At 56.4% G+C, this 17,893-nt stretch carries 18 protein-coding genes and 1 pseudogene; 6 read left to right on the forward strand and 13 right to left on the reverse strand.

Annotated elements, in window-relative coordinates:
• Positions 1–105: 105 nt before the first annotated feature.
• Positions 106–1,335 carry an MFS transporter gene (locus ABSB80_RS06510; RefSeq protein WP_428369352.1) on the reverse strand — a complete coding sequence of 410 codons (1,230 nt, stop codon included), beginning with the start codon at positions 1,333–1,335 and terminating at the stop codon, positions 106–108.
• A 125-nt stretch (positions 1,336–1,460) separates the two neighbouring features.
• Between ABSB80_RS06510 and ABSB80_RS06515 the strand changes: the two genes are divergently transcribed.
• On the forward strand, positions 1,461–1,610 hold the full coding sequence (locus ABSB80_RS06515) for a hypothetical protein (protein ID WP_428369354.1): 150 nt from the start codon (positions 1,461–1,463) through the stop codon (positions 1,608–1,610).
• Here the strand turns inward: ABSB80_RS06515 and ABSB80_RS06520 are convergent.
• Positions 1,607–1,765, reverse strand: coding sequence for a hypothetical protein (locus ABSB80_RS06520; protein ID WP_428369356.1), 159 nt, complete (start codon positions 1,763–1,765; stop codon positions 1,607–1,609). The genes ABSB80_RS06515 and ABSB80_RS06520 overlap by 4 nt on opposite strands.
• 15 nt (positions 1,766–1,780) lie before the next feature.
• Here ABSB80_RS06520 and ABSB80_RS06525 point away from each other — a divergent pair, with 15 nt between their 5' ends.
• The 5 genes from ABSB80_RS06525 to ABSB80_RS06545 all read left to right on the forward strand — a co-directional run bounded on the left by ABSB80_RS06525 (position 1,781) and on the right by ABSB80_RS06545 (position 6,240).
• Positions 1,781–3,271, forward strand: coding sequence for a 2-isopropylmalate synthase (locus ABSB80_RS06525; protein ID WP_428369358.1), 1,491 nt, complete (start codon positions 1,781–1,783; stop codon positions 3,269–3,271).
• The gene (gene ilvB, locus ABSB80_RS06530; protein ID WP_428369360.1) at positions 3,268–4,944 is read left to right on the forward strand and encodes a biosynthetic-type acetolactate synthase large subunit; all 1,677 of its coding nucleotides are present in this window, start codon (positions 3,268–3,270) and stop codon (positions 4,942–4,944) included. Before ABSB80_RS06525 ends, ilvB begins: the two co-directional genes overlap by 4 nt.
• Complete coding sequence (ilvN, locus tag ABSB80_RS06535) at positions 4,941–5,444, forward strand: acetolactate synthase small subunit (protein ID WP_428369362.1); 504 nt, start codon at positions 4,941–4,943, stop codon at positions 5,442–5,444. The genes ilvB and ilvN overlap by 4 nt, the downstream gene beginning before the upstream one ends.
• Before the next feature lie 151 nt (positions 5,445–5,595).
• Positions 5,596–5,856 (forward strand): hypothetical protein, encoded by a 261-nt coding sequence (locus ABSB80_RS06540; protein ID WP_428369364.1) that lies wholly within the window; start codon positions 5,596–5,598, stop codon positions 5,854–5,856.
• 36 nt (positions 5,857–5,892) lie between these two features.
• On the forward strand, positions 5,893–6,240 hold the full coding sequence (locus tag ABSB80_RS06545; protein ID WP_428369366.1) for a hypothetical protein: 348 nt from the start codon (positions 5,893–5,895) through the stop codon (positions 6,238–6,240).
• 475 nt (positions 6,241–6,715) lie between these two features.
• Here ABSB80_RS06545 and ABSB80_RS06550 read toward each other — a convergent pair whose 3' ends face one another.
• From ABSB80_RS06550 to ABSB80_RS06600, 11 genes and pseudogenes are all read right to left on the reverse strand, one after another.
• The gene (locus ABSB80_RS06550) at positions 6,716–7,351 is read right to left on the reverse strand and encodes a Fe-only nitrogenase accessory AnfO family protein (RefSeq protein WP_428369368.1); all 636 of its coding nucleotides are present in this window, start codon (positions 7,349–7,351) and stop codon (positions 6,716–6,718) included.
• 18 nt (positions 7,352–7,369) lie between these two features.
• A complete protein-coding gene (locus ABSB80_RS06555) occupies positions 7,370–7,678 on the reverse strand; it encodes an NAD(P)H-dependent oxidoreductase subunit E (RefSeq protein ID WP_428369370.1) in 309 nt (102 codons plus the stop codon).
• Between the two features lies 1 nt (position 7,679).
• Positions 7,680–9,059, reverse strand: coding sequence for a nitrogenase component 1 (locus ABSB80_RS06560; protein ID WP_428369372.1), 1,380 nt, complete (start codon positions 9,057–9,059; stop codon positions 7,680–7,682).
• On the reverse strand, positions 9,059–10,447 hold the full coding sequence (gene nifE, locus ABSB80_RS06565; RefSeq protein WP_428369374.1) for a nitrogenase iron-molybdenum cofactor biosynthesis protein NifE: 1,389 nt from the start codon (positions 10,445–10,447) through the stop codon (positions 9,059–9,061). Before nifE ends, ABSB80_RS06560 begins: the two co-directional genes overlap by 1 nt.
• Before the next feature lie 26 nt (positions 10,448–10,473).
• A complete protein-coding gene (gene nifK, locus ABSB80_RS06570) occupies positions 10,474–11,841 on the reverse strand; it encodes a nitrogenase molybdenum-iron protein subunit beta (protein ID WP_428369376.1) in 1,368 nt (455 codons plus the stop codon).
• Positions 11,834–13,459 carry a nitrogenase molybdenum-iron protein alpha chain gene (nifD, locus tag ABSB80_RS06575; protein ID WP_428369378.1) on the reverse strand — a complete coding sequence of 542 codons (1,626 nt, stop codon included), beginning with the start codon at positions 13,457–13,459 and terminating at the stop codon, positions 11,834–11,836. The genes nifK and nifD overlap by 8 nt, the downstream gene beginning before the upstream one ends.
• Positions 13,460–13,472: 13 nt before the next feature.
• Positions 13,473–13,892 (reverse strand): P-II family nitrogen regulator, encoded by a 420-nt coding sequence (locus ABSB80_RS06580; protein ID WP_428369380.1) that lies wholly within the window; start codon positions 13,890–13,892, stop codon positions 13,473–13,475.
• 13 nt (positions 13,893–13,905) lie between these two features.
• A complete protein-coding gene (locus tag ABSB80_RS06585; RefSeq protein ID WP_428369382.1) occupies positions 13,906–14,232 on the reverse strand; it encodes a P-II family nitrogen regulator in 327 nt (108 codons plus the stop codon).
• A 50-nt stretch (positions 14,233–14,282) separates the two neighbouring features.
• Positions 14,283–15,158: pseudogene (nifH, locus tag ABSB80_RS06590) on the reverse strand (nitrogenase iron protein); the annotation flags it as partial.
• A 697-nt stretch (positions 15,159–15,855) separates the two neighbouring features.
• Complete coding sequence (locus ABSB80_RS06595; protein WP_428369384.1) at positions 15,856–16,830, reverse strand: serine/threonine protein kinase; 975 nt, start codon at positions 16,828–16,830, stop codon at positions 15,856–15,858.
• A gap of 135 nt (positions 16,831–16,965) precedes the next feature.
• On the reverse strand, positions 16,966–17,826 hold the full coding sequence (locus ABSB80_RS06600) for a PP2C family protein-serine/threonine phosphatase (protein WP_428369386.1): 861 nt from the start codon (positions 17,824–17,826) through the stop codon (positions 16,966–16,968).
• Positions 17,827–17,893: the final 67 nt, after the last annotated feature.

Raw genomic sequence — 17,893 nt, forward strand, 5'->3', positions numbered from 1 at the left:
GGTGTCGTCCCGTTGCCGGTTCTTATAGTGATCCTGGCAAGATATCTGCTGTATTCGACAAGAGAGCCTGAATCACGGTAACGACAACGAGCTCTCCCTGAGGGCTTACCCTATGATCGCAATCTCATGGCTTCGCACGGACAGTACAAAGATCCCGGTAACTGCAAGAGCGAGAATGAATCCCGTAAAGAACCCTGACGGATAGCCGGCAACGGCGACGATGATGCCGGTGACAACCGGTCCGGCCGATTGCCCGATATCCATTATGGAAGAGAGCGCTCCCATCGACGCGCCGATCTGCTCTTTTTTTGCCACATCTGCAACATACGCGCTGGTCGCCACAGTGGAAAGCGACATGCCAAGTCCGAAGATCGCACTCGCCGCAAGGAACCCGGTAAAAGTCGCTGCAAACGGGACTACGGCAACAGACCCCCCGGTAACGAGCAGTCCGGTAATGATCTGGAAGCGCTTGTCGACCCGGTCGGAGATCCTGCCGAAGAATGGTTTTGTCACGGCAATGATGAGCACCTGGATGGCAAAGATAATCCCGATTTCGTACGCCTGGAAACGGAGCCCGAACAGGTAAACCGGCAGGAAAGTCTCTAAAGCACCAAACACAAAATAGGTCGCCATATCTGCCATCGCTGTTGCTATCAGCCGGCGGTTTGTGACGAAGGTGACAAAACTCTCCCTGAATACGGGAAAACCGGGGAGGTTCAGCGACCCGGGTTTTTCTTCGCGATACTGAAAGATCAGGAAAAAAACGGGGACTGCGGAAAGTGCGGCCGCGACGTAGACCATCCGATACGGGATCAGGCCCGGGGTGAGCGTAAAGAACGAGATGATGATCCCGCCGGCAAGGGGGGCAAGGGTGCGCCCGATCAGGGTTGCCGAAGAGTAACTGCCAAGCATCTCGCCTTTTGTCGCAGGGAACCGCTCGGCGATGATAGCAGAGACGACAGGCCCGAGAATGGCGGTCGCCGTCCCATGAAAAAACCGGACCGGTATCAGCCAGAGCGGATCGGTTATGAAGAGGTAGAGCAGCGGGGCGAGGAGGAAAACGGCGCCCGATGCCCGAAGCAGGCGTCTTCTCCCAATAGAGTCCGAGATCGCACCAATCGGAAACGAGAACAGGATGCCGGCAAGGGGCGACACTGCAGCGATGAGGCCCAGAAGGGTGTCACCGGCGCCGAGAGCCTGCACGAAGAGGGGGAGCACCGGGTTCTTGGAAATAGTCGTCGAGAATATAGCGAAGAACCCGATCAGGGAGAGGTAGTACATCAGGGTGCGATCAGGATGAGACTGCACTCCCGCCGGCTTTGGATCCTGCGACATTGGATGACACAGTATTGGGTGGGCTTAAGTAAAAAAGGCCAAGGAATAACCGGTGTTCAAGATGAGACGCTGCCGGGGGGCAGCCGAAGGCTGTAGAGAAGATTTTCGTCAGAAATCCTGGACTGATGAGTGGTTCATCAGAACGTCGAAGGCCGGCTTACACCTTCCTTCTTATCGTCGAGGTTTTGATGAACCTCTCCGACCACGAATCCGGGAAGGTCTCAAACTTCGGGTTCCGAGTGGTCTATCAGACCCTTGAGGACGAGAAGAACTAGAGTTCTTTGACCGCGGCGGCGTCTGTCTCGACCTGGAGTATGGGGGTATCAACCCCCATTGAGAATCTCTTCAATCTTCCCTCACCATTTTCTTTTTCATCGGCCCGCAAAACTGCCCGAATCTTTTTATATTCTCCATTCAAACGAATATTCATGGTGATCTGCCATGAGTGAGTGTTTTATTTGTTGAAAACCTGCGCTTTTTAGATACCACGTTACGGGACGGGGAACAGACTCCTGGTGTCTCGTTGAACCCGGACCAGAAATTTGAGATCGCAACGAGGCTCTCCAACATTGGTGTCGATGTCATCGAGGCCGGTTCTGCAGCTGCATCCGACGGGGAGCGTGAAGCAATCCGGCGGATCGCCGATGCCGGGCTTAAATCGGAGATCTGCACGTTTGTCCGGGCTCTGCACGGGGACATCGATTATGCTGCGGACTGCGGTGCGGACTCGATCCACCTCGTCGTCCCGGTCAGCGACCTGCACATCGCCAAAAAGATGCGCAAGACCCGCGATGAGGTCGTTGCAATGGCGATGGATGCCGTGGAGTATGCAAAAGATCGCGGGCTCATTGTTGAACTCTCCGGTGAGGACGCGTCCAGGGCAGACCAGCAGTTCCTCTACTCAATCTTTTCGTCGGGCGTGGAGCGCGGGGCCGACCGGCTCTGCTTCTGCGATACGGTCGGGCTGCTGACCCCGGAGAAGGTGGCGGAAATTATCCCTCTGCTGGCAAGGATTGCCCCGCTCTCGATCCACTGTCACGACGACCTCGGCTTTGCCGTGACTAACACGATGGCAGCCCTGAAAGCCGGCGCCTCCTGCGCCCATGTGACCGTCAACGGCCTTGGCGAGCGGGCAGGCAATACACCGTTCGAGGAAGTTGTGATGGCGCTTGAAGTGCTCTATGGTTACCCTACTCGGATCCAGAAGGAGCTGATCTACCCGCTCTCAAGTCTCGTCTCCCGGCATACAGGTGTCCCGCTCGCGGTAAACAAGGCAATCGTGGGCGAGATGGCCTTCACCCATGAGAGCGGCATCCATGCCCACGGCGTGATCCGCGAACCGTCCACCTATGAATCGGTAAAGCCCGAAATGGTGGGCCGCAAGCGACGGATCGTACTCGGAAAACATTCCGGTTCCGCATCGGTCGAGGCTGCCCTTAACGAAATGAACTACAAGGCGGACGAGAACCAGATAAAAGAGATTGTCAAAAGGATCAAGCAGCTTGGAGATGACGGAAAACGGGTTACCGATGCGGACCTGATGGCGGTTGCGGATGCCGTGCTCGCGATCGAGTGCAAGCCGGTCATCAAGATGCGCCAGTTCACTGCTACTTCAGGCAGCCACATGATCCCGACTGCTTCCGTCACGTTGGTCGTGAACGGTGTGGAGATGACCGGGGCTGCAACGGGTGACGGGCCCGTGGATGCGGCAATGGAAGTCCTGCGCAAGTGCGTTGGCGACGTTGCCGACATCCGGCTCGAGGAGTACCACGTTGACGCAATCCAGGGTGGCACCGACGCCCTTGTCGAAGTGACAGTAAGATTAAGTAAAGACGGGAAGATAATTACTTCACGCGGCGCCCGCACCGACATAATCATGGCAAGTGTCGAGGCGATGATCGCCGGCATGAACAGACTATTGAGGGACAGGACATGAAAACCGGGGCAAAAATCCTCGTCGAATCACTCCAGCGCGAAGGGACCGAGATCATCTTCGGTTATCCGGGCGGAGTGGTGCTGCCGATCTATGATGAACTCTACGACTCGTCATTGCGGCACATCCTTGTACGGCACGAACAGGCTGCAGCGCATGCCGCAGATGGCTATGCGAGGGCTAGCGGTCGTGTAGGCGTATGCCTCGCCACCTCCGGGCCCGGTGCATGTAACCTTGTTACCGGCATCGCCACGGCATACATGGACTCGATCCCTGTCGTAGCGCTGACCGGGCAGGTCCCGACCAACCTCTTGGGCAATGACGCCTTCCAGGAATCGGACATCACGGGCATCACGATGCCGGTCACGAAGCACAACTACCTCGTGAAGAATGCCGGTGAGCTCAGCCGGGTTGTCCAGGAAGCGTTCTATATCGCAGGAACCGGCAGGCAGGGACCGGTCCTGATCGATATCCCCAAGGACGTGAGTACCGGTCTGTCCGGGGACGTGAAGCTGCCGGAGAAAGTCACGCTCCGCGGCTACAATCCCACCTACAAGGGCCACAAGCGCCAGATAGAAAAAGCGCTTGACCTGCTCGGGCATGCAGAACGCCCGCTCATCTATGCCGGCGGGGGCATCATCTCGTCCAATGCCTCGCCCGAACTGATGGAATTTGCTACGCTTGCATCCATTCCGGTCACGACAACACTGATGGGGATCGGGTGCATTCCTTGCCATCACCCGCTCAATCTCGGCATGCTGGGGATGCACGGTACAGAATATGCAAATTTCGCGGTGACGGAATGCGATCTCATGATTGCGATCGGGGCACGGTTCGACGACCGGGTGACCGGGAAGATCGAGACCTTCGCTCCCCATGCGAAGATCATCCATATCGATATCGACCCGGCCGAGATCGGCAAGAACAAGCGCATCGATGTACCTATTGTCGGGGATGTCAAAGCGGTATTAAAAGACCTGCTGTCGCTTATGAAGAAGCGTGACGCCCACGAGATCTGGTTGAAAAAGATTAAGCACTGGAAACAGCACCACCCGCTCAAATGCCCGGAGAACGGGGCACTGCACCCGCAGTATATTATCAGGACACTGAGCGACCTTGTCCGGGACAAGGCCGTGATCGTATCTGAAGTCGGGCAGAACCAGATGTGGACTGCACAGCACTTCTGTTTCCACAACCCGCGCACCTGGATAACCTCGGGAGGTCTTGGCACCATGGGCTACGGGCTCCCTGCCGCGATGGGGGCGCATTTTGCCCGCCCGGATGTACCGGTCTTTGATATTGCCGGCGATGGCAGTATCCAGATGAATATCCAGGAGTTTGGTACCATTGCATCCAACAGGATCCCGGTGAAGGTCCTCATCCTGAACAACATGTATCTTGGCATGGTCCGGCAGTGGCAGGAACTCTTCTATGACCACCGGTATTCGTTCACCGAGCTCCCGCCGGTCGACTTCGTGAAGATCGCCAATGCCTACGGCATCGAAGGGACAAGGGTCGAATCTCCGGACGAGGTACTCCCGGCACTGCAGGCCTCCCTTGACTGTGACGGGCCGTTCGTAATGGACTTCAGGATCGAGCGCGAAGAGAATGTCTTCCCGATGGTCCCGGCTGGTGCTGCGATCAACGAGATGATAGGAGGGCACCCCCGATCATGAAACCGCATACCTTATCCATCCTTGTCGAGAACCGGGCCGGTGTGCTCTCCCGGGTCACCGGGCTCTTCTCCCGGCGCGGGTTCAATATCGAGAGCCTTGCGGTCGGGCCGTGCGAGGAACCGGACATGAGCCGGATCACCATCGTGGTCATCGGTGACGACGAAAAGATCGAGCAGGTGATGAAGCAGCTCAACAAGCTCATCGACGTGATCAAGGTCTCCGACCTGACGGACAGCGAGCGGGTGGAGCGGGAGCTTGCCCTGATTAAGGTGACGGCTGAACTGGGGACCTCCCGTGCAGAGATCATGCAGATCGCTTCCATCTTCCGGGCATCCATTGTCGATGTCGGGGCAAAGACCCTGATCCTCCAGGTGATAGGGGACAAGGACAAGATCGACGCACTGGAGAAACTGCTGCGCCAGTACGGGATCAAGGAGTTTGTCCGGACCGGAACGATCGGGATCCTCCGCGGGTCAAAGACGGTGACGAGCGGGAAATAATTTTTTTTTTGGTCGGGCAGCGGCGGGCCAGCGCGAGCGAACCTGAATGCTGACATTTTGAAAATATATCATATAACCGCAAGGATACATCACAGAACAATATATATCAGACTAATATTTAACAAAAAATATCGCTCTCCTTCTCATCACAATGCAGCGTTCTCTGTTCACCACTGATAGTACGGATCACTTAACCAGGCTCTTCCTTGCACGAAGCAGGGCGAATCGCTGCCGGGACGATGGTCCGGGGGGTCGGGATTACGGCCATGAGCCGATCATTGTCCGGAATACCGGCCGGCACTATTACCATATCGGTATCCGCTCACGATCGATCAAACGTGAACGGCGAAAGGGTGTCCCGCGTCCCGGCGTTTTCGTAGCGTGCGGCAGCAGGGAGGGTGGTTCCGCATGACCCGGGGACGGCCGCCGGCCGGGGGGTCTCAGGGACGTGCTTCCCATAGCCCGGGCACGGGGACAGGTCATGCAGTTCGTCCGTGACGGGGAGTACCCCGCGGACTTCGTGATCTCCGGTGACGGGAAGGTGATCTTCGTCGCGATCCGGAGGGCGAATCCGTTCCGGCGCACCCCGGCCGAACTCGAAGCGGAGTTCCGGGGACTGATCCGGCAGATCTCCAGATTCCCGGGAATCGGCCCGGTTGTCCGGGAGTTCTGGGCGTACTCGAAGAAAGGCTCACTGCGTTACTTCCGCGTGGAGGAGGCCGGCCTAGTGGAGATCGGCCGGGATGGGCTGCCGCTCTCTTGTACAGGAAAGGATGATCCCGGAGCGAGGGAATGAGCGGCGGAAGAGCAACTCCCCCGGCGGGGATACCTTCCCCGTCTTCTCCGATGGAGAAGACCCCTGTTCAAGGGATGGCCGAAAACAAGGCCTTGCAGGGTTTCGTTTGACCGGGGGTGTCTGGAGGACAAATTCGCCAAAACGGGGGACAAATTCTGTCCGATCCCCGCGGATCACAGGTGGCCGGAGGTGGGACGCTAATGGGCGACCGATAGGTTATGAATACGGGTTTCAGGTCGTAACCGTGAGGGGTGATACGGTGGCGGCACTGGCATAATCCGGAGTGACCAAACCCTAGGAATGTGAAGTGATCAAAAGGGCAGGGGATCGATCCCCGGCTGAAATTTTTTTATTCTGATTGTGACATGACTCTTCAGGTCCTGCAATGGTACAGTCAATAGAGATGAGAGGCGTGCATTGACTCCGGGGGTACGACATCCGGGCAGCTGGATTTTTTGTCTCCTCACCCAGTTCTTCAGCACCCTCCTCTCGCACTCTTCGTAAGCCGGACTTTTACTTCGTTCTTCGCGAGCTGCTCTGTCGCTACAGCATAGCCGCACCGCTCCGCATCCGCTTCGATCCACGGGGGAAGGTGGTCGCAGAAGACCTCCAGCTGCAGAAAAGCCCCTTTCCGGACAAACTCCTGCAGGATCTGCTTGCTCGAGACCTCCGGGCGTTTGCCCTGGATATCCTTAATCGAAATCGTGAAGTGGCCAGGCGAGGTCTCGGTAGGTGCCGGGATGGAGGCATCGGCCGGCAGGCACGCGGCGGCCTGCTCTGCCTTCTCATCGTGCCAGACGCTGTCGAGGAATTCAGCCGGTGTCCCCTTGATCTCCCAGACCGAGCACCGGGCCTTCTCAAGTTCGAAGAAGAGGGCGCCGCTTGCTGTCCGAGCGACGACGATCCGGCAGTCGCGGAGGAATCTCTTGACCTCATCCATTTTCCCGCGCAGGTCGTGGAGGCCCTGTTCCGGTGAGAGGGCAAACGCCATCTTCCGGTCCTTCACCCACGAGCCGAGGACCCGGCGGTACACGACCATATTCCCCGGTTCGTTCATGGGGATGGATGCGCCGTCCGCGCCAATGATGGCAGCTATTTCCTGGATGCACACGGTTTCATCACCTTTTTGTTACAGCAGCAGCCGCTCGACCGGCTTTCCGCCTCCGATATGCGAATCGAGGATCTCGGCAACATCATCCCGGGTGACGGAGCCGTACCAGACATTGTCCGGGTACACGGCCACGACCGGCCCTTTCTCGCAGATGCCGAAGCAGCAGGTGTTGGTGAGGAAGACCTCGCCGCCGGTGCCGCGTTCTTCGATCTCTTCTATGAACTTCTGCATAACGTCGACACCGGTCTTATTGTGACAGCCCCCTTTCTGCGTCCCGTTTGGGCGTGAGCTCGTGCATACGAATATGTGTTTCACGGGTTTCTGCATGTCAGCAACTCCTTATTAACATTTTTTCTTTGATCTCTGTCCGGTAGGACGCGTATTTCGTTTCGAGCAGCGTGTTGGTGAACCGGTCGAGGAACGAAAGCGTACCCGTGTACCCGACCGAGAGGATACGCTGCCCACCAGTCCGGTCATGGACCGGGAAGCCCACTCTTAATACGGGGATGCCCTGCCGCTCGGTCAGGATCTTCCCGCCCGAGTGACCGACCGCGATGTTCACACCGGCGGATGCTGCCGCCTCTTCGATGGTGGCAAAATCTGTTTCCAGAAGGAGGACTGGTGTCTCCTCGGCGTCTGCGAGGACCGGCACGAGCAGTCCGGCAAGATTACTGTTCTTCGTCCCGCTCGCGATGACGACCGGCGGCGCCCCATTCTCTGTGCAGGTCCGGGTGAGGGCGTACACGAGCTCGGGTTCGCCGTAGATGACCGGCCGTCCCTCCGCATTGTACTTGTGCGAGTCGGCCATCGCGTCGAGGAGCCAGCCCCGTTCGAGCGCGAGCTGGTCCGGCACCGGGCCGCAGATCAGTTCCCGCAGCGTGTCGATGAACCGGTCAACCGCATCAACACCAACGGGTAGGGGCAGGTTGACGAGCGGGACGCCGAACTGCTCTTCGAGGAGCCGGCCCGGCGAGAGGGCGTCCGGACAGGTGAGCCCGAACTGGATGGTAACGGGGGCGCCGGGCATCCGCGCGATGTCTTCCGTCCGGGTCCCTCCCGGCGGGACTTTCTGGTACCGACCCCCATAGGGGCGGTCGAGTGTTACGGAATAATCAGGCACCAGCGTGTACTCAACCCCCATCATGCCGAGGATGCGTTTGATCTCGCGGATGTCTGCGGGGCTGACATGGGGGATAATCACGTTGATCCGGTGGTGTTTTTCCGTGAGCCGGGCGTAGCGGGCGATGACTGCCCGGGTCGCCGCCCAGAACCCTTCGGTGTGACTCCCGCTATAGCTCGGGGTCGGGACCGGGATAATGTCCACACCGTCAAGGTTCCGTTCTTTCGCGTACGATGCTATGATGCGGTCGAGGTCCTCTCCCATTGTCTCCGAGAGGCAGGTGGTCAGGACCCCGAGCACGTTTGGCTGGTAGACCCGGAGGACATTATCGATCGCTTTTTTCAGGTTCGCCTCGCCTCCATAGATGGTCTGTTTCTCGTTCAGGCCCGACGAGGCAATGTCGACCGGCTCGTTGAAATGCTCAACGTTTGCAAGCCGCATGTAGGTGCTGCAGCCCTGCGAGCCGTGCGAGATTACCATAGCGTTCTCGATCCCTTTGAAGGCGATCACGCCGCCGAGTGGCATGCACATTTGGCACTGGTTCTCATTCACCTGCCGCGCCCGGCCTGGTTGGTGAGTCCCGTCCATTAATGCACCTCCGGTGGAAGGGTCCGTTTCAGTTGTTTCCAGACCGGGGAGCAGGTGGTGACATATACCTCGTGCGCAAAGGTGACTGCCCCCTCAAACCCGGTGAGGCACTCTTTCCGGTCATGGTTGTGGTCAACAAACCCGATACCGAGTTTGTATGCGAGCACGCGTTCTTTGACCCCACCGGCCATCACATCGACGCGCTTTTCGATGAGGAACTTCTCGAGCTCCGCGGGGTTTGCATCGTCGATGACAACCGCGTTCTTGTCAAGCATCCCGCTGATATCGTCGTACTCCTCTTGCTTGCCGGTCTGAGTGCCGGTGATGACGATCTCCATCCCGAGCTCCCGGAGCTGCCGGATGATGGCGACCGCTTTGTACGCGCCGCCCACGTAGATTGCCGCCCGTTTGCCGGCGAGTTTCTTTCTGTACCGCTGGATAACGGGCCTGATGCGTTCCGTTTCCCGCGCGATGTGGGCCTCGGTGCGGCAGGTGATTGCCGGGTCGTCGTAGAACGCCGCTATCCGCCGGAGGCTGTCGACGGTGTTCTCCGCACCAAAGAAGTTGACGGACATGAACGGGGTGCCGAATTTTCTCTTGAGGTTTGCTGCCATCCAGTGCATCGACCCGGTGCACTGCACGATGTTGAGGCAGGCGCCGGGCGCCTGTTTCAGCGCCGCGACTGTTGAATCGCCGGTGAAGGCGACGTTGATCTCAATCCCCATCTCCGCGAGATAGTTCCTGATAAGCCAGGTCTCGCCGCCGAGGTTGTACTCGCCAAGGAAGTTGAGTTTTCTCGTCTTCTTCACGGTCTCCCCGTCTCTTGGCGTGATGAGTTTCATCAGCGCCTCGGCCGCAGCCCGGTAGCCGACCACTTTATTGCCGGAGATGAATCCGCTTGATTCTACCGGGACGACGTCGATGCCGTACCGGGCCGATGCAGATTTGCTCACCGCAATGATGTCGTCGCCGATCATACCGGAGACGCATGTCGCGTACACGAAAATTACCGGGGGGTGGTATTTCTCCACGATCTCTTCGATGCAGGCAATGAGTTTTTTCTCGCCGCCAAAGACCACATCGTGCTCCTTCATGTCGGTCGAGAAGCTGTTTCGGTACATCTCCGGACCGCTCGACAGGCTCCCCCGTATGTCCCACGTGTAGGTAGCACACCCGATTGGGCCGTGGACGAGGTGAACCGCATCCGTGACCGGGTTCAGGACGACCCGGGCCCCGCAGAAGACGCAGGCCCGCTGGCTCACCGAACCCGCGAGGCTGTCGTCAGTACAGTGGATGCCTGTCTTGTTCTTCCCGCCTCTCGCAATGGAGTTCTGGCGTTCGCTGATGCAGGCATTGGGGGCTGCCGGCACCGCACAAAGGTCCTCCATGGTTTCCTCCATTTTTGTGAAATCCTTTACAGCACGAGTTCGTAGTCTTCGTCGAGGCAGTCACGGTCACGGCGGTCGAGCAGCGCATTGCTGATCTGCTCGATTAAACGCAGGCACCCGCGGTACCCGACGACCGGCATCAGCGGGTGGACGGCCCGGTCGAGGACCGGGAACCCGAACCTGACGAGAGGGATGTCTTCTTTTCTCGCAATATACTTCCCGTAGGTCGTGCCGATGAGCAGGTCGACGGGGTCTTCCCGGATCCACTGGTGGAGTTCGAGAAGGTCACCTTCCGCTTTTACCCTGCTCCCTTCGATTTTCGCTTCTTTGAGCAGTTTCTGGATCTCCGTATCAAACCGTTTGCCGGGCGTCCCCGTCAGGATATATTTCGGGGCCATGCCCATCGTCAGGACGAACTCGGTCATGGCGATGACATGGTCGGGGTCGCCGAAGATTGCCACGGTCTTTCCCTGGTAGTGGATGTTGGTATCGATCAGGGTGTCGACCACCTGCCCACGTTCCGTTGCAAGCGATACGGGAACGTCGACACCGAACCAGTCCTTGACTGCCACGATGAATTCATCCGTGGCTTTCAGACCGATGGGGAGTTTGAGCGGGATACCCGTAACACCGAATTTCTCCTGCAGGAGGTCGGCGGCATCGTTCGAAGCGAACGCTCCGAGCGCGATCGTTGCCGAGGAGTTTGCAGAATCTCGGATCTCCGCGATAGTCACCCCGCCTTCCGGGTACATGTCGTACGTGCTGGTCAGGGGCGCATCGAGCACGTTCGAGGTGTCCGGGAACATGATCGTTTTCACGCCAAGTTCCGAGACGATCCGCCGGATCTCCCGCATGTCGCCCGGGTTGACGAACCCGGGGATCACGTTGAGCTGGTCTTTTTTCTCGCCGCCGTCAGATACCGCGAGGTACGAGACCATCGCTTTGACCATACCGGAGAACCCGGTGATGTGCGAGCCCTGGTAGCTCGGGGTGTTGACGTGGATGACGACCATTCCTTCCGGGATCTCGGACTGCTTGAGGATATTGGGGAGGTCGTCGCCTATCGTCTCCGAGAGGCAGGTCGTGTGGACTGCCATGATCTCGGGGTTGTAGATCTGGAATACGTTTTTGATCGAGGTTTTCAGGTTTGCAGCCCCGCCAAAGACCGAGGCGCCTTCGGTGAACGAGCTCGATGAGGCAAGCACCGGTTCGCGGAAGTGCCGCGCTAGGTGCATCCTGTGGTAGGCACAGCAGCCCTGCGAGCCGTGGCTGTGCGGAAGGCAACGATGGATGCCGAGCGCCGCGTACATTGCGCCAATGGGCTGGCAGGTTTTTGCCGGGTTAATTTTTCCGGTCGAGCGGGCGATCAGGGTCTCCGGGATACATTCAAGCATTGTTTTCACTCCCTGAATTTCCGGTTTTCTCCCACGGCGGGATGATCAGGTTCCAGGCCGGGGTCATCAGCGCGTTTGTTACATCGCGCGCGAAGTTGATGGCGCCATTATAGCCAGCATACGGTCCGCTGTAGTCGTACGAGTGGAGCTGTTTTGAGGCGACTCCCAGTTTGTGGGCGATATATTTGTCCCGGACACCGGAAAAGATCAGGTCGGGTTTGAACCGCGCAACAAGCTCTTCGATCTCGTGGTGGTTGCAGTCGTCGATCATGACCTCTCCTGCTTTCATGGAAGGATACATCCCCTCGTAATAACCGATGGGTATTTCTTTTCTGAGCGCGTCGAATTGTTCTTTTGATATGCCGAGGTGCTCGTGAGCCTCCCGGTAAAGTTTTCCATCGGGGGAAAGGTGGAGCTCTGGGATATTCTTGGAATCGGCATCCGTCTTGATCGTGGGGATGATCTGCCTGCCTTCGTAATCGTCGCGGTGGGCGAATTCGTAGCCAGCAACGACGACTTCCATGCCGAGTTCCTTGAGCAGGAAATGGTAGTGGTGGCTCCGTGAACCCCCGACAAAGGTAAACGCTTTTTTGCCGGTGCAGAACTTCCGGTAGTGTTCGAGGGCAGTAGCGACCCGTGTGGTCTCCCGCTCGATGACAAGCTCGGTTTTTTTCTCCAGTTCCGGATCCCCAAAGCATTTTGCCAGCTGCCGCAGCGACTGGTTCGTTGCCTCGATCCCGATGAAATTCACCTTGAGCCACGGCGTACCGTATTTCGTCTCCATCATCTCGGCGATATAATTGATCGAACGGTGGCACTGGACGAGGTTGAGATCCGCAAGGTGCAGGTTCCTGATGTTGACATAGCTTGAGTCCCCGGTGAGGACACAATTGACAGTGTACCCGATTTCCATGAGGACCCGCTCCAGTTCCCAGCCATCGCCGCCGATGTTGTACTCGCCGAGGATGTTGATGACGTATTTCCCGGGTTTCCGAACGGTCCCGGTGCCGATGACCTTCTCCATGATGTTGTTGTTCGCGATGTGGTGGCCGGCTGACTGGCTGACCCCCTTGTATCCCTCGCAGTTGTACGAGAGGACCTGGATGCCGTGCCGTTCTTCCGCCGCTTTTGCGACCGCACCGATGTCATCGCCGATGAGCCCTACCGGGCACGTGGCGCAGATGTTGATGGCCCGCGGGTGGAATACCGCAACGACTTCGTCTATCATCTTTGCGAGCTTTTTCTCGCCGCCGAAGACGATGTCCGGCTCCTGCATGTCAGTCGTGAAGCAGAGCTGGGAGTAGATCTTGTCTTTGGGCGTCGTTTCGTCCGCCCTCGCTTTGTTCCGGCGCGTCCCCCAGCTGTAATACCCACAGCCGACCGGGCCATGGGTGATGGTCACCATGTCCTTGATCGGCCCGACGACCACGCCTTTGCAGCCGGCATATGCGCAGCCGCGCTGCGAGATGATGCCGGGGATGGTCCGGGTGTTCGCCTCGATTTGTGGGCATGATCCTGCCGCTTCGTTTTTGACGACGAGATGTTTCTTCCGGTTTTTCTTCACCGTATCCGGGTACGGAGCCAGCATCTCGTCTATCGTTCCTTCAATATCGGTCATTCCAGATGCCTCCTTACCAGATTGCCGCTTCTCCCGATTCGCCGGTGCGGACCCGCACCGCGTCGAGGATAGGCATCACGAAGATGGCCCCGTCCCCGATACCGTGATCGGTCCGGTTTGCGCTCGTAATTGCTTCTACGATCCGTAGCACGTCGTCATCGTGCGCGAGGACCGTGAAGAGCCGGCGCGGGAAGAACCGCGAGCCGTCGAGGAAACTCGTGACGAGCTGCTCGGTGTCCCGTGACCCGCTAAAGTCGTCGGTACTCATCGAGAGGAGTTTCTCCCTGCACTCTTTGATCCGCGCCGGGTCGGTGACGAGCCTGCCCCTGCCGGAGACTTTCACCGCGGTGAACCCGGCTACCCCGGCTTCGACGAGGGCTTTTTTCGTGGCGCCGGTTTTTTTCATCCGGACTACTGCCATAATTTCTTTCATGAGCAGTCGCCTCCTAGAGGATGGGCGCGCCTTTCGAGATCGTGTAGACCTCTTCGATGGTTGAAACGAATATTTTCCCGTCGCCGAATGTCCCCTCGCTGCCGGTCTTTGCGGTCTTTAATATTATCCCGATGACCTTGTCCTTGTCCGCGTCCTGGATTGCAACGAGGATGAGGGTCTTCGGGATCTCGTCATAGACCATGCCGCCGATCTTGATGCCTTTCTGCTTGCCGCGGCCCACGACATCAACCATCGTCGCAGCATTAAATCCTGCTGAGGAGAGCTCGCCGAGCACGTCGTCTTTCTTCTCCGGTCGTACAATTGCACGTATCAATAACATTGCTTCACTTCCGCCGTCATTTTATGTAAGATTCCTGTGATGTTTCGAGCTCACATTGCGTCGAGGAAGCCGTGCTGCATCATGAGTTCCTCCAGACGTTCCTGTTTCATCGGTTTTGGGATGATGAACAACTTGTTTTCGTCAATGGCCTTCGCCAGGTTCCGGTACTCGTTTGCCTGGTCGGAAGTCGGGTCGAAGTCGATGACCGTCTTCTTGTGAATCTCGGCACGCTGGACGAGGTTGTCACGCGGGACAAAGTAGATGAGCTGGGATCCAAGTTCCCTGGCAAATGCTTCGAGCAGCGGGCGTTCGTTGTCAACTTTCCGGCTGTTGCAGATGATGCCGCCGAGCCTTACCTTGCCGTTCGTCGCGTATTTCTGGATGCCCTTTGCGATGTTATTTGCCGCGTAGAGCGCCATCAGTTCGCCGGATGCGACGATGTAGATCTCCTCTGCCTTCCCCTCACGAATCGGCATTGCGAACCCTCCGCAGACGACATCCCCGAGCACATCATAGAAGACGTAGTTGAGGTCATCGGTATAGGCCCCGAGCTGCTCGAGCAGGTTGATGGACGTGATGATGCCTCGGCCCGCGCAGCCGACACCGGGTTCCGGGCCGCCGGACTCCACGCAACGGGTATTCCCGAAACCGGTTTTCAGGATCTTTTCAAGCTCAATGTCGTCGCCTTCATCTCTCAGGGTATCGAGAACGGTTTTCTGACACAGGCCGTGCAGGAGGAGCCGGGTCGAGTCCGCTTTCGGGTCGCACCCGACGACCATGACATGTTTTCCCGCCTCTGCGAGCGCCGCAACCGTGTTCTGGGTTGTCGTAGATTTGCCGATACCGCCTTTTCCGTAAATTGCCACTTGTCGTTTCATTTTATGCGCCTCTTTCTGTAATGCCTGCAAATCTTTTTTCAAAATCTTCCGATGTTCTGATCCGGAAGGAACTCATTCTTTACTGTCACCGCGATATCGCAGATGATCAGGACTTCATTCCTTGTTATCCGCCAAACCCAACTACCGGTTCGGGACCAAAGGATTGAGAGTGGGTGAACGTGTCAGAGCCGGAGATCCGGTTGAGTTCTGGTACTCTTACCTTAGTCATTCCGCCCGGGGGTAGACCGGTGGATTTTGTATCCGGACCAGAGCCGGCGAAATCGATGCTGTTCCGATGAGCACCGGGCCTCGCCGGCAGAAGAATGATAGTGGCCAGTTGGACACCACTACCCTTCACTTCAGGGGTGTGCTTTTTCATTGTACCTCCTTTTACATACAAACATGGAATGTGCAAATATTTATAACTTATAGTAGGAAGGAATATTCCTTCCATCAATTTTTTGGATTTATTGGCTCTGGAGAACGTGAATATTCACCAGAGGTAAGAAACCGAAGTTCAGACAAGTATGAGGGATAACAATGGGTTTTTCATGGCAACGAATACGCACCTGGAGATGCAAATATACATGATGAAAACATACATCACAGGAATTTCCATTTTCATGGCATTCATTCAGAGCTAATGGTATAGATCCGGAGATCATTTTCACGAAAAAAATCGGTCATAAACCGATAACTTATCAGAACCCATCAGTTGATGATTTTCCGGTAAACGGCAAGTTCTTTACCGGTGCCGCATCAGGTAGACGACCAGTACGATGCATGCTGAAACTGCCAGAAAAGCGATAAAGATCAGAATGCTTCGCAGCCATATCTGGCGGTTGGTGAGCAATCCTCCGGCTGCCGGTTCCGGTTCCAGGTTGAATTGCGACAAATCGAGCTCTGCAAAATGCTGTAAATCGTACCGGAACGCGTTAGCGGATTGATAGCGCTCGTCTGAATTGCGGCGTATCGACTTGAGCACTACGGCCTCTATGCCCGGTGGAATTGATGGCTGGAACATGCGGGGCGAGGCAGGAATTGCCGTGAGGTGCTGGTTCATGACAGAAAGGGCATTATCCCCGTGAAATGGGAGAGTGCCCGTAAACATTTCATAGACAATCATTCCCAGTGCGTACACATCAGTACGGGAATCCCCGCGTTTTCCCTGGATCTGTTCAGGTGCCATATAATCCGGTGTTCCAAAGGTATTTGATGCCCACCGCCACGTTACACGCCTTGAACCTTCAAGCAATGCGCTCCCAAAGTCGAGGATATGAATTTTACCATCAGGTCCGACAACAACATTTTCTGGTTTCAGGTCACGATGATAAACCCCGTGAGCATGAAGATAATCGATTGTATCAGCGAGCTGGTCTGCAAGAGAGAGAACTTCGTTGAGGGGTAACGGTGCATTTTCGCTTATATAGGTGCGGAGTGATGGACCTTCGATATATTCCAGGACAAGGACGACGCAGTCAGTTCCTTCCTTAAAGGTGATCGCTTTTGGGATTGCAGGATGGTTTAACTTCTGCCCGATAGAAACCTCCCGACGAAAACGCTCATATGTTGCCAGATCGCCAAGCAGGGATGCCTCAGGAAATTTAAGTATTACCAGCTTACCATCGGGAGCGCTTGCCTTGTAGATCTGGCTGAATCCTCCCTGGGCGAGTAATCCTATTATTTTATAATCGCAGACCACGTCGCCTGTTTTATACATTACGGTACCTCACTTCCCCGTTTGCAGAGATTAATCCATGGAGTCCGGGGAAACCAAAGCAGATGATACTATCAGAAATTATTTTTATTCCTTTATTATCTTAAGTAACGATGCTAGTACATGATATTGTATGAGTTATTGTCTTCCCAGGATTCTCTTCCAGGAAAACCGCGGTGCAGCTTGGGGGCCTATCGCTTCTATCCGAAACATAATGGCGGTTATATTATCCGGTGCTCCACCCCTTAACGCAAACCGGACCATTTTTTCACACGCTGAACTGATATCATTTTCATGTATTGTGACCAGAATTTCCTCCTCGGTGAGTTCTGACCACAATCCGTCACTGCAGAGGAGATAAATGTCACCGGGTAGCGGTCGTTCGCGTATTATATCTGCATTCATGAATGGCTCGCCGCCAACAGAACGGGTAAGCTGGTGGCGCCCCGGATGTTGAGACGCCTGTTCTGTGGAGATCAAGTGCAGGGTAAGCAGATCATTCGCCATGGTATGATCCCGGGTCAATAACCCGATGCGGCCATCTCTCACTCGGTAAAGCCGGCAGTCCCCGACATGGCCAATGGTTAACGAATCCTGATCCAATGCGACAACCGTTAATGTGGTCTGCATTTTATGGAATAATTCAGGGTCCAGTTGAGCCTTGCTGAACACGTTCTGGTTTGCCTGCTGCAAAGCACGGCCAACCAGACGGTCAGCCTCCCCACCATGCCATGTATGAAATTCATCTTTAACAGATTTCAGGGCCATTCTGCTGGCAATGGCTCCGCCGCGGTGCCCGCCAAGCCCATCAGCAACTGCGAAGAGATACCGCGAGGTCGACTCAGTCTCTGTTTTTACTTCGACCGAATGGGCGACCCAATGGGCATCCTCGTTCTGCGATCGCATCAAACCCTGGTGGGTGATGGCCCGCCACTTCACAATCACTCCGACCAGGTTTGGCGCCTTCTCTTTCAGTTGCGATATGGAATTTTCTTTCATAATGACCACACGTTCCTGTCAACAATTAAAAGTGAGAGGGCCCGGATACGGGCACTTTTTCATCACT

This window comes from Methanoregula sp., from assembly GCF_050010295.1.
GTDB lineage: Archaea > Halobacteriota > Methanomicrobia > Methanomicrobiales > Methanospirillaceae > Methanoregula.